An 11,838-nucleotide genomic window follows, 5' to 3' on the forward strand; every position below is an offset into this window, starting at 1 on the left:
GACGGCGCTAGATTGGGGGCCATGAGCGACGCGTCCGCCCTCTCCCGACACCCCTTCGCGCCCGAGGTCCTCGTCGACCCCTGGGACTTCTACGCCGAGGTCCACGCCAAGTGCCCGGTCTTCCAGGTGCCCGGCACCCCCATCACCTACGTCGCGAGCTACGACGCCCTCGTCGACGTGCTGGGGCGCGTGGAGGACTTCTCCAACGACTTCGGGGATGCGCTTTCGGGCGCGCGGGCGAACGACCCGGAGGTGAAGGCCATCCTCGACACCGGCTGGCCGGCGGTCGACACGCTCCTGACCGCCGATCCCCCCGTCCACACCCGGTTCCGCAAGCTCGTCAACCTCGCCTTCTCGATGAAGCGGGTGGACGCCATCGAATCGAAGATCCGCGCGATTGCCGTGCGGCTCATCGAGAACATGCTCGCCAAGGCCGAGGCGGGCGAGCCGGTCGACTTCGTCGCCGATTTCGCCGTGCCGCTGCCGGTGGCCGTCATCGCCTCCGAGATCGGGATGGACAGCTCGACCGATGTGGCCACCGTCAAGCGCTGGTCGGATGCCTTCGCCGACCGGCTGGGGCAGATGATCCCGCGCGAGCGCGAGCTCGAGTGCGCGCGCGAGGTGGTGGAATACCAGCACCATGCCAAGACTCTCATCGACCAGCGCCGCGCGAACCCCACCGACGACCTTCTGAACGACCTCGTCCACGCCTCGGTCGACGGCGAGAATCCGCTCTCCGACGCCGAGATCATGTCGATCCTCCAGCAGCTGATGGTGGCCGGCAACGAGACCACCACCTCGACGCTCGCCGGCGGGCTCGTCATGCTGATCGAGAACCCCGGCGAACTGGCGAAGGTCCGCGCCGACCGCAGCCTCATTCCGAACATGGTCGAGGAGATGCTCCGGCTCGAGAGCCCCACCTCGGGCCTCTTCCGCATCGTCAGGCGCGACACCGAGGTGGCAGGCGTTCCGGTGAAAGCCGGAACCATGCTGATGGCGCGCTTCGCCGCTGCCAACCGCGACCCCACCCGCTACCCCGACCCGGACCGGTTCGACGTCACCCGGCCGAACGCGAAGACCCACCTCGCCTTCGGGCGCGGCATTCACATGTGCGTCGGCAACATGCTCTCGCGCCGCGAGCTGGTCGTCGCCTTCCAGGAGCTGCTCGACCGGGTGGAGTCCTTCGCCCTCGCCCCCGGCGCGGTGCCCGTGGTCAAGCCCAACATGTTCCTGCGCGGCATCTCCTCGCTTCCCGTCGTGCTGCGGCGCAAGGCGATGGTGCCGGCATGAACTTCGACTTCTCCGAGGAACAGCTGCTCCTGCGCGAGACGGTGGCGCGCTGGTGCGCCGGCCGGCACGGGCTCGACACTGCGAAGCGGCGCGAGGCGCGCCGCCATCCGGGCGGGTTCGACCGGGCCGCCTGGCGCGAGCTTGCCGAGCTTGGCGTCCTTGCCCTGCCCTTCGCTGCCGAGGCCGGGGGCCTCGGCGGCGGGCCGGTCGAGATCTTCGCGGTCGCCGAGCCGCTCGGCGCCGGGCTTGCCACCGAGCCCTTCACCGAGTCGCTCGTCATGGCGGGCACGCTGCTCGAGGCCGCGGGCGAAGGTCCGGGCCGGGCGGCGCTCGCCCGGGTGATCGCCGGCGAGGCCGTGCCTGCCGCCGCGCTTGGCGAGCGCGCCGGCCGCTACAACCTTCACCATGTCGAGACCCGCGCCCGGGCAGATGGCGGCGGCTGGCGGCTGTCGGGCGCCAAGTCCGCCGTGTGGCAGGGGGGCGCGGCCGACCTCCTCGTGGTCTCGGCGCGCGTCTCGGGCGATGCGCGCGACGCCGGCGGGCTCGGGCTCTTCCTCGTCGAGGCGGACGCGGCCGAGCGCCGCCCCTGGGTCGCCGCCGACGGCAGCCTGGCGGCAGAAGTGGCCTTCCGCGACACGCCCGCCACCTTCCTCGAGTGCGACGCGACCGACGCGCTCGAGACCGCGCTCGACCGCACCTGGCTTGCCGCCTCGGCCGAGATGCTGGGCGTTGCCTCCATGCTCTTCGAGCAGACGCTCGCCTATGTGAAGACGCGCGTGCAGTTCGGCCAGCCGATCGGCCGGTTCCAGGCCATCCAGCACCGCATGGTGGACTGCTACGCGGCGCTCGAGCAGGGCCGCTCGATGGTGTGCCGCGCGGCGGCCAAAGGAGACACGGCCGCGATTGCCGCCGCGCGCGCCTATCTTGCCGAAGCCGCGATCGCCATTGCCCACGAGGCGGTACAGTTCCACGGCGGCATGGGCGTGACCGACGAGCTCATCATCGGCCATGGCCTGAAGCGCATCCAGATGCTCGCCCGCCTCCACGGCGACCAGGGGGTCGCAGCCGCCCGCTACGCGGAGGCCGCGTGATGGCAGAGGCTGCCACCCTCCCGCCGATTGCGGAAGGCCTGTTCGAGCTGGGCCCGCCACCCGCGCTCATCGGCGGCCGCGAGCGGGCGACCGGCCGCATCGTCTTTCCCTGCCCGGCCGACCGCGAGCGGTTCGAACCCGTCCGCCTGCCGCGCGAGGGCCGGATCTGGAGCTGGACGGTGCAGCGCTTCCCGCCCAAGTCCCCGCCCTATGCGGGGCCGGTCGAGACGCCCTTCCGCCCCTTCGCGCTCGGCTATGTCGAGCTGCCCGGCGCAGTCATCGTCGAGAGCCGGCTCGACGGCTTTGCCTTTGACGAACTCAAGGTCGGCCTGCCGTGCGCGCTCAGGCTCGTGCCCTTCGCTGGCCGCCTCACCTACGCCTTCGGACCCCTGGACGAGGAGGAGGACCCGAAATGACGGACGTGGCCATCATCGGCGCAGGCATCCACCGCTTCGGACGCACCGACGGAGTCTCGGGCCTCCAGCAGGGCGTCATCGCCGCGCGCGCGGCGCTTGCCGATGCAGGAGTGGCCTGGGAGGACATCCGCATCGCCTTCGGCGGCTCGGCGGCCGGAGGCAATGCCGACACGATGGTCGCCGAGCTGGGCCTGACCGGCCTTCCCTTCCTGAACGTCGCCAACGGCTGCGCGACCGGCGGCTCGGCGCTCTATTCGGCCGCCAACGCCATCCGGGCCGGCGAGGCCGACCTCGCGCTCGTCGTCGGCTTCGACAAGCACCCGCGCGGCAGCTTCAACCCCGAGCCCGCCGACTGGGGCCTGCCCGCCTGGTACGGCGAGACGGGGATGATGCTCACCACCCAGTTCTTCGCACTCAAGCTCCGCCGCTACATGGAGACCTACGGCATCACCCCGATCACGCTCGGCCGGGTGGCCGAGAAGGCCTTCGCCAACGGTGCGCTGGCGCCGCACGCCTGGCGGCGCGAGCCGGTCGACCTCGAGACCATCATGATGAGCCAGATGGTGAACGACCCGCTCACCAAGTACATGTTCTGCTCGCCCTCGGAAGGCGCGGTGGCGCTGGTGCTCGCCTCGGCGGCAAAGGCCCGCGAACTCGGCGCCACGCCCGTCTGGGTGAAGGCGGCCGTCGTCCGCACCCGGCCGCCGGGCAGCTTCGAGGTCTTCTCGCCCTCGCTCGACCTCGAGCGCGGCCCCTCGCCCACCGTGCTTGCCAGCCGCGCCGCCTTCGAGGTGGCCGGCATCGGCCCCGAGGACGTGGACGTCGCCCAGCTCCAGGACACGGAGAGTGGCGCCGAGATCATGCACATGGCCGAGAACGGCTTCTGCGCCGACGGCGAGCAGGAGGCGTGGCTCGCCGAAGGCCGCACCCGGATCGGCGGCACGCTCCCCGTCAACACCGACGGCGGCTGCCTCGCCTGCGGCGAGCCGATCGGCGCCTCGGGCCTGCGCCAGGTCTACGAGAACGTGATGCAGCTCCGGGGCACGGCCGGCGCCCGGCAGGTGGAGGGCGCGCGCGTCGCCTACAGCCATGTCTATGGCGCCCCCGGCCTCTCGGCCGTCACCATCCTCGCCAGCTGAAGGCGCGCGCCGCAGCGGGCAGGCCGGCTGGGCGTGCTACCGGGCGCGGCGAGGCCGGGCAGACAGGACCGGCGGGACAGGCACGGCAGGCGGGACAGGCACGGCAGGCGGGACAGGCACGGCAGGCGGGGCAGGCCGGGCAGGGAGAGGAGGGGAGGCATGGGACTGCTTGACGGGGACGTCGCGCTGGTGACGGGTGCGGCCGGCGGCATCGGTCTCGCGACCGCCCGGCGCTTCCTCGAGGAAGGCGCGCGCGTCGCCATCGCCGACATCGACTCCGCCCGCCTTGCCGGCGCGGTCGAGACGCTCCGCGCGGACGTGCTCGGCGTGCCGCTCGACGTCACCTCGCGCGCAAGCTGGAAGGCCGCAGTGGAGGCCGTCCTCGAACGGTTCGGAACCCTCACCCTCCTCGTCAACGGCGCCGGCATTTCCGAGCCCGCCGACATCGAGACGCTTTCCGACGACGCGTGGGACCGGCACCTCGCCATCAACCTCTCGGGCGTCATGTACGGCATGCAGGCGGCCGTGCCGGCCATGAAGGCGAGCGGCCGGCCCTGCGCCATTGTCAACGTCGCCTCCATGCTCTCGATGCGCCCCGGCGCCATCTTCGCCGCCTATTGCGCGTCGAAGTCGGGCATGGTGGCGCTGTCCCAGTCGGCCGCGCTCCATTTCGCCCGCGCAGGGCTGCCCATCCGCGTCAACACGGTGCACCCGGGCGCCATCCGGACGCCCATGTACGAGCGCTACCTCGCCATGGCCGAGGACCGCGAGGCCGCCGAGGCCGGCTTCGCCGCCACCCACCCCATGGGCCGCGTCGGCGAGGCGCACGAGGTGGCCGAGGCGATCCTGTTCCTCGCAAGCCCGAAGGCGAGCTTCACGACGGGCGCCCAGCTGCCGGTGGACGGCGGCGGCCACATCCGGGACTAGCCGCGAGGGGCGGGAGCGGGATGGCAGGGCGGCCGAGCGGGAGCGGAGGGAGGACGGCATGGCCGATGCAGACGAAGGGCCCATCCAGGTCCACCTGGTGGCGGGGGGCAAGTATCACGACATCGACTACGCCCGGCTCGAGCTCCTGAAGCTGTTCGCGACCGAGCCCCGCATCCGCGCCAGCGTCGACAGCGACTACCGCAACACCGCGCGGCTCGCCGAGTGCCGGCTCCTCGTCACCTACACCTGCGACCTCATGCCGACACCCGCGGAGGCCGCCGCGATCCGCGCCTGGCTCGAGGCCGGCGGGCGCTGGCTCGCGCTCCACGGCACCAACTCGATCCTGCGCTTCCTCGAGGACGGCCGGGTCGACAGCCCGGCCGAGCGCGACGACGTGATGGCGCTGCTGGGGACGCAATTTGTCGCACACCCGCCCATCGGCCCGTTCACGGTGAGGGTCCGGAAGCCCGAAGACCCGCTGGTGGCCGGCGAGCGCGACTTCGAAGTGATTGACGAACTGTATCTTTCCCGGACGCTTTCGCCGCTCGACGTGCTGCTCGACGCCACGTTCACCGGCGAGGCGACCGGCTTCGTCGAGGCCAACTGGCAGGATGCGGAGGTGCCCATCCTCTACCGCTGCCGGCACGGAAAGGGGGCAGTGCTCTACTTCACGCTGGGGCACTGCCGGGGCCATTATGACGTCGCGGCCCTCGTGCCGTTCTGGACTCACCCGGAGCGCTGCGCGTGGAACTACCCGGTCTACCACCGGATCCTCGCGCGGTGCCTCGCCTGGGGACTTGGAAGGATCGACTGATGGACATGGAGCTTTCGGCCGAGGAACTCGCCTTCCGCGACGAGGTGCGCGCCTTCCTTGCCGAGGCGCTGCCCGAGCATGTGCGCGAGGGCGCGCGCAACACGCCGTCCGTCTTCGTCGAGCCCGACATCGGCGACGAGTGGCACCGGGCGCTCCACGCCAAGGGCTGGGTCGCCTACCACTGGCCGAAGGAGCACGGCGGCACCGGCTGGACTCCGGTCCAGCGCTACATCTTCGAGAAGGAGTGCGCGCTCGCGGATGCGCCGGCCCTCTCCGTCCTCGGCCTCAAGCTCATCGGCCCGGTGCTCTGCCGCTACGGCACGCCCGAACAGCAGGCGCGATTCCTCCCCCGCATCCGCGATGCCTCCGAGAAGTGGTGCCAGGGCTATTCCGAGCCGGGCGCCGGCTCCGACCTCGCCTCGCTAAAGACCCGCGCCGAGCGCCGGGGCGACCGCTACGTCATCAACGGCACCAAGATCTGGACCACCCACGCCCACTACGCCGACTGGATGTTCTGCCTCGCCCGCACCGACCCTGAGGCAAAGCCTCAGGCGGGCATCAGCTTCCTTCTCGTGCCCATGCGCCAGAAGGGCATCTCGATCCGCCCGATCGTGACCCATGCGGGCGACCACGAGGTGAACCAGGTGTTTCTCGACGACGCCGAGACCTCGGTCGACTGCCTCGTGGGGCAGGAAGGCCAGGGCTGGGAGATCGCGAAGTTCCTGCTTGAGAACGAGCGGGGCGGAAGCTGCGCCGCGCCCCGCCTTCTTGCCGACATCGCCCGGCTGCGCGCAGCGGCCGATGCCGAGCCCTCGGGCGTCAACGGGGCGCTCGGCCACCAGCCCTCGATCGAGGCCCGGCTCGTCCGCCTCGAGCTCGAGGCCCTCGCGCTCGAGACGACCGAGCTCCGCATCCTCGCCGATCTCGCGAAGGGCCGGCGGCCCGGGCCGCAGACCTCGCTCGTCAAGCTGATCGCCTCGAACCTCCGGCAACGGATCGACGAGCTTGCCGTCGACATCTTTGGCCCGCTCGGGCTCCAGCTCCCGCCCGAGCGGCCGCTCTACGGCAACAGCGCGCCCGAGCCGGTGGGCAGCCGCGAGGCCCAGCTCGCCATGCCTACCTACCTCAACGGCCGGGCCTGGACCATCTTTGGTGGCTCGAACGAAGTGCAGAAAGGCATCATCGCCAAGCAGGTGCTCGGGCTCTAGCGCCTGAGCGGGGGGGCGGAGGAGCGCAGGGGAGCGGGGCGCCGGCCGGCAGGGCAGGCCGGGGCGAAGCCGCGACCGATGGCCCCGGGCGGGGCGCAGGAGCGGGCGGGAGGCGCAAACCTGCACGCACCCCGGGATTGGTGCGGCGCGGGCGCAACAGCTGCGGCGCGGCTGCCGCGCTGCCGCGAACTTGTCTGGACAAATCCCCCGGGCCTGGAGCAGTCTGCGCGGCCGATACGGAAGGAAACCCCGGGATGCGCGCCCTCCTCCTTGCCACCGCTGCGGCAACGCTGTCGCCCGCCGCCCTCGCCCAGACCGCCAACCAGCAGGCCTCCGCCGGCGAGGAGGCGATGTTCGGCGACATCGTGGTGACTGCCCGCAAGCGCGAGGAGACGCTCCAGGAGGTGCCGCTGGCCATCGCCGCCTTCTCGCGCGAGGAAATCCGCAACGCCCGGATCGAGCGGCTCGCTGACCTCGCCAAGCTGACCCCCGGCCTCAACTTCACGCCGCTCTTCGGCGCGCAGAACCAGCTCCCCATCATCCGCGGCGCCGCCCAGACCTTCGGCGCGCTCAACGTCGGCGTGTTCCTCGACGGCGTCTACCTCTCGGGCAAGGCCGGGGTCGACCTCGAGATGAACGACCTCGAGCGGATCGAGGTGGTGAAAGGCCCGCAATCGGCCCTCTATGGGCGCAACACCTTTGCCGGCGCCATCAACTATGTCACCCGCCGCCCGAGCGACGTCTGGACCGGCGACGGCGAGCTGTCGGTCGGAACCCAGGGCCTCGTCAAGGTGATCGGCGGCGTCTCCGGGCCGGTTGCCGACATCGTCCGCGTGCGCCTTGCCGGCTATTACCGCGAGACCGACGGCTTCTACAGGAGCAGCATCGACGGCGGCCGGGTCGACTTCGCCCAGGACTATGGCGCGCAGGCGGTGGTCGAGCTGCAGGCCACGCCGAACATCCTCGCCACGTGGCGCCTCACCTGGACCCGCGAGGACAGCGGCCAGCCGCCCTCGAACGTCATCCGCACCAACGCCGATCCCGCCCGGCCGGCCGGCTCGCCCGTCGGTACGGTGCGCAACCTCTTCTACAAGGGCGAGCTGCCGCGCGTCCCGCGCAATGGAGTCACCGTCAACACGCTCACCGACCCCATCACCGGCGCCTACGGCACCCGCGGCGAGACGCTGCGCACCAACGTCACGCTCGTGTTCGACGCCGGCTTCGCCACCATCACCTCGCTCACCTCCTACGACAAGAGGAACGTCGACTACACGTTCGACGGCGACAACACGGTGTGCGACACGCCCTCCACGGCACCGGCATCCACCGGCTGCCCCAACTTCGGCTTCCCCTTCGTCCCCGCCATCCCCATCGGCCAGTCGCGCTTCGCCACCTCGTCGAACGTCGGCTACTTGCGCGACTGGGCCCAGGAGATCCGCATCGCATCCAACGGCGAGGGGCGCTTTGCCTGGCTCATCGGCGGCTTCTTCTACGACAACGACACGAACGGCATCGACCGCAGCCTCGCGCCGCTGACGCAGGCGACGGCCAACAGCTTCGGCTACCCCAACCAGATCACCACGACGAAGAGCAAGGCGGTGTTCGCCTCGGGCACGCTCCGCCCTCTCGACTGGCTGGGCGTGACGGGCGAGCTCCGCTACGAGACCGAGCGCCAGACCTTCCGCCAGGCGCCCACCCGCATCGGCGTGCCCGCCGGCCCCTCCACCCGCGTCTTCAACCTTGCCCAGGACTTTGAGTTCGTGACCCCGCGCGTCATCGTCGATGCCCGGCTTGGCGAGGGGCGGATGCTCTACGCCTCGGTCGCCAAGGGGGTGAAGACCGGCGGCTTCAACACCAACCTCAACATCACCGACGCCCAGCGCACCTACGCCGAGGAATACAGCTGGAACTACGAGGCGGGCCTCAAGACGAGCTGGTTCGGCGGTCGCCTCATCGCCAACGTGGCGGGCTACTACGTCGACTGGAACGACCAGCAGGTCGCCTGCCAGAACCCGGCGAGCTTCGGCGGCACCACCACCCAGCGCACCTATGTCTGCAACGTCGGCAAGGCCGAGATCTTCGGCGTGGAGACCGACTTCGTCGCCCGCGTGACCGACTGGCTCACCCTTGTCGGCAACTATGCCTGGACGAACGCCGAGTATCGCGCCTTCGTCGACGATTCGCTTGCCGGCCAGCTCGCCATCCTCGGCCGGCCGCCGCTCGCCTATGACGGCAACAAGCTGCCCTATGTGCCAGCGCACAAGCTGCTCGTCTCCCCGCGCGTGTCGGTGCCGCTGGTGGCCGACTACACGCTTACCGGCCGCGTCGATTTCGCCTGGCAGTCGAAGAGCTGGCTCAGGGCCGAGAACTTCGCCTTCTTCGGCGACAAGACCACGCTCGACCTCCGTGTCGACATCACCAACGCACGCTACGGGATCCAGTTCTTCGCCAACAACCTGACGAACGACACCACCCCAGTTGCTGGCGTGCGCTTCTTCGACTCGGTCAACTTCTCCGTGCAGTCCCCGCTGGTGACGGGCGCGCCCGCCCGCCAGTTCGGCGTGGCGTTCCGCGCCGGCTTCTGAGGCCGGGGAGTGCTGGCGCGGCGAACCCTTCTCGGCGGCGCGCTCGCCGGGCTCGCCGTGCCGCTCGCCGCCTCGACCGAGGGCCTCCTCGCCGAGGGCGGCTTCGACCGTGCCGCCTTCGACGCCTGGGTCAGGATCCGTGCCGGCACGGGCGCGCCGGTCTTCTGGTATTCCGAAGGGACGGTCCGCGCCTTTCCCTCGGGCCAGCTCCTCGCCTTCCTCGAGGGCTTCGATACCGCCCGCGCCCACTGGCCGGAACCGGGCCAGCCGCTCGCCCATCAGTACAACCGCAAGATCTACGTGTTCCGCGATACGAAGACGGGTGACGTGCTGAAGGGCGCCGACGGCGCGCCCGTGCCGCCGATCGCCTACCCCTACCAGTTCATCACCTACCGCCTGGTGGGCGACCGGGTCGAGACCTTCGTGGAGCAGGGCGCAGGCGCCCGGCTGACCAGGATCGGACCGGGCGGGAACATGGCGGTGCGCCGCCAGGGCCGCACCCTCGTCTTCACCGCCCCCGTCTACCTCGATCTCCCCATCGGCCCCGCGGCGCGGATGCAGGCGTTCGAGAACTACGACTTCGTCGTCGACCCCGAAGCCGACCCCGGCACCTATGTCCTTTCGTGGCTGCGGACCGGCGAGGGGCCGCCGGCGCTCGGCGGCGGGCCGGTGGTGATGCACCTCCTGACCCGCCGGCACGAACGCTTCGCCGACATGCCCGAGCGCATGCGGGCGTATGTCGAAACCGAGGCGCCGCTGTGGCGCGCGCCGCCGGCCGATCTCGCCGAGATCCGCCGCCTCCAGGCGGGTTGAGGCTTGCGGCCGCGGGCAGGCTTGGCCTAAGGGACCGGGTCCCGGCCGGGCACGTGGGCGCGTAGCTCAGCGGTAGAGCACTGTGTTGACATCGCAGGGGTCACAGGTTCGAACCCTGTCGCGCCCACCATTCTCCCCTTCCCCACCGGCCCGGCTAGGCGTTCGCAGGGGATCCCTCCCGGTCGCGAGGGTCGGGCGGTGGCACGCGCGCCCGCAGCGAAATCCGGTCGCGGGCCCGAGGCGAGCGTGACTGCATCTCGCGAGGCGGCCGCCCGTGGACGAAGGCCCGCCCGCCGCCGCGCTCAGGCTGCGACGAAGCCCGGCCAGGTCTCCATGTAGGCGATGAAGGGCGGGCTCAGCCCCTCCTCCGCCAGCACCGCGCGCGATACCGGCAGCGGCCGCGCGGCAAAGCCCGGGTCGGCCAGCGCGCGGGCGGCAAAATCATGGTGGAGGATCGCCCCGCGGCCGATCAGCACGAAGTCCGCGCCACGCGCGAGGCACTCGGCCGCACGCGCGGCAGACAGGATCTTGCCCGCAACGCCCAGCGCCGTGCCGTGGCGCGGCAGGTCGGTGAAATGGTCGATGAGGCGGGTGCCGGCATAGGCCTCCTCCTCGGGCGCCTTGGTCACGTCCCAGAGCGAGAGGTCGAGCCAGTCGAGGAGGCCCGAGGCGAAGAGCTGCGCCGCAAGCGCCCGCGCTTCGGCCAGGCGGACTCCGAAGCGTTCGGGGGAAAGGCGCAGGCCAAGCTGGAAGGCGGGGCCGGTTGCCGCCCGCACTGCGGCCACCACCTCGCCGAAGATGCGCGCGCGCCCCTCGAAGTCGCCGCCCCAGCCGTCGTCGCGGAGGTTGCGCTCGGAATCGAGGAAGGCGCCGAGCAGGTAGCCGTGAGCGCCGTGCAGCTCCACGCCGTCGAAGCCGGCGGCCTCGGCGCGGCGCGCGGCCGCGGCAAACGCGGCGATCACCTCGGCGATTTCCGCTTGCGTCAGCGCCCGCGCGCCCGTCTCGGGGCAGGCGAAGGGGGAGACCGGGGTTTCGCCCGTCAGCTTCGGGTCGGCCCGGCGGCCCCCGTGGTGAAGCTGGACGGCCGACGCCGCCCCCGCCGCGCGGATGGCATCGGCCAGCCGGGCAAGGCCCTCGACATGCGCGTCCGACCAGATGCCAAGCTGGCCCGGGAAGGCCTGGCCGCCCGGCAGCACGTGCGAGGCACAGGTCATGACCAGCCCGAAGCCGCCTTCCGCGCGCATCGCGAGCCAGCGGAACTCGGCTTGCGAGAGCGTGCCGTCGGCGTTGCTCTGCATGTTGGTGAGGGGCGCCAGCGCCAGCCGGTTCCGCCAGGCCGGCCCGCGCCGGAGCTGGAGCGGCTCGGCAGGGCCGGGCGGGGAGCGATCAGGCACGACGGGCATCGCAGCCGGTCAAGCCGCGCGGCGGCGGCCGGTCAATAGTCCTCGCCGCGCGCGCTTGCCTGATACTCGTGCCAGAGGCCGTTCAGGATCCCGAAGCCGACGGCCAGGCCAACGCCGAGGATCCAGGCGAAGTACCACATGGGCGGGCTCCC

The 11,838-nt window shown here is 71.4% G+C and carries 11 protein-coding genes and 1 tRNA gene; 10 read left to right on the forward strand and 2 right to left on the reverse strand.

Annotation, left to right across the window (positions count from 1 at the left end; translation table 11 throughout):
• The first annotated feature begins 21 nt into the window (after positions 1–21).
• From H3H34_RS11230 to H3H34_RS11275, 10 genes are all read left to right on the forward strand, one after another.
• Positions 22–1,290 carry a cytochrome P450 gene (locus H3H34_RS11230; RefSeq protein ID WP_194745380.1) on the forward strand — a complete coding sequence of 423 codons (1,269 nt, stop codon included), beginning with the start codon at positions 22–24 and terminating at the stop codon, positions 1,288–1,290.
• On the forward strand, positions 1,287–2,381 hold the full coding sequence (locus H3H34_RS11235; RefSeq protein WP_194745381.1) for an acyl-CoA dehydrogenase family protein: 1,095 nt from the start codon (positions 1,287–1,289) through the stop codon (positions 2,379–2,381). The genes H3H34_RS11230 and H3H34_RS11235 overlap by 4 nt, the downstream gene beginning before the upstream one ends.
• Entirely contained in the window at positions 2,381–2,797 is a 417-nt protein-coding gene (locus H3H34_RS11240) for a Zn-ribbon domain-containing OB-fold protein (RefSeq protein WP_194745382.1), read from the forward strand. The genes H3H34_RS11235 and H3H34_RS11240 overlap by 1 nt, the downstream gene beginning before the upstream one ends.
• Complete coding sequence (locus tag H3H34_RS11245) at positions 2,794–3,936, forward strand: thiolase family protein (RefSeq protein WP_194745383.1); 1,143 nt, start codon at positions 2,794–2,796, stop codon at positions 3,934–3,936. Before H3H34_RS11240 ends, H3H34_RS11245 begins: the two co-directional genes overlap by 4 nt.
• A 159-nt stretch (positions 3,937–4,095) precedes the next feature.
• Positions 4,096–4,863 (forward strand): SDR family NAD(P)-dependent oxidoreductase, encoded by a 768-nt coding sequence (locus H3H34_RS11250; protein ID WP_194745384.1) that lies wholly within the window; start codon positions 4,096–4,098, stop codon positions 4,861–4,863.
• A gap of 58 nt (positions 4,864–4,921) precedes the next feature.
• Positions 4,922–5,677: a ThuA domain-containing protein gene (locus H3H34_RS11255; protein WP_194745385.1), complete on the forward strand. Its 756-nt coding sequence runs from the start codon at positions 4,922–4,924 to the stop codon at positions 5,675–5,677.
• Complete coding sequence (locus H3H34_RS11260; RefSeq protein WP_194745386.1) at positions 5,677–6,885, forward strand: acyl-CoA dehydrogenase family protein; 1,209 nt, start codon at positions 5,677–5,679, stop codon at positions 6,883–6,885. The genes H3H34_RS11255 and H3H34_RS11260 overlap by 1 nt, the downstream gene beginning before the upstream one ends.
• 254 nt (positions 6,886–7,139) lie before the next feature.
• The gene (locus H3H34_RS11265) at positions 7,140–9,470 is read left to right on the forward strand and encodes a TonB-dependent receptor (protein WP_194745387.1); all 2,331 of its coding nucleotides are present in this window, start codon (positions 7,140–7,142) and stop codon (positions 9,468–9,470) included.
• Positions 9,471–9,479: 9 nt separating this feature from the next.
• On the forward strand, positions 9,480–10,283 hold the full coding sequence (locus H3H34_RS11270; protein WP_194745388.1) for a hypothetical protein: 804 nt from the start codon (positions 9,480–9,482) through the stop codon (positions 10,281–10,283).
• A gap of 55 nt (positions 10,284–10,338) precedes the next feature.
• A tRNA-Val gene (locus H3H34_RS11275) sits at positions 10,339–10,413 on the forward strand.
• A gap of 172 nt (positions 10,414–10,585) precedes the next feature.
• Here H3H34_RS11275 and H3H34_RS11280 read toward each other — a convergent pair.
• Positions 10,586–11,686 (reverse strand): oxidoreductase, encoded by a 1,101-nt coding sequence (locus tag H3H34_RS11280; RefSeq protein ID WP_194745389.1) that lies wholly within the window; start codon positions 11,684–11,686, stop codon positions 10,586–10,588.
• Positions 11,687–11,718: 32 nt separating this feature from the next.
• Positions 11,719–11,826: a cytochrome bd-I oxidase subunit CydX gene (gene cydX / locus H3H34_RS11285; protein WP_194745390.1), complete on the reverse strand. Its 108-nt coding sequence runs from the start codon at positions 11,824–11,826 to the stop codon at positions 11,719–11,721.
• Between the last annotated feature and the right edge of the window lie 12 nt (positions 11,827–11,838).

The organism is Thermaurantiacus tibetensis (genome assembly GCF_015354055.1).
In the GTDB taxonomy this organism is placed as follows: domain Bacteria; phylum Pseudomonadota; class Alphaproteobacteria; order Sphingomonadales; family Sphingomonadaceae; genus Thermaurantiacus; species Thermaurantiacus tibetensis.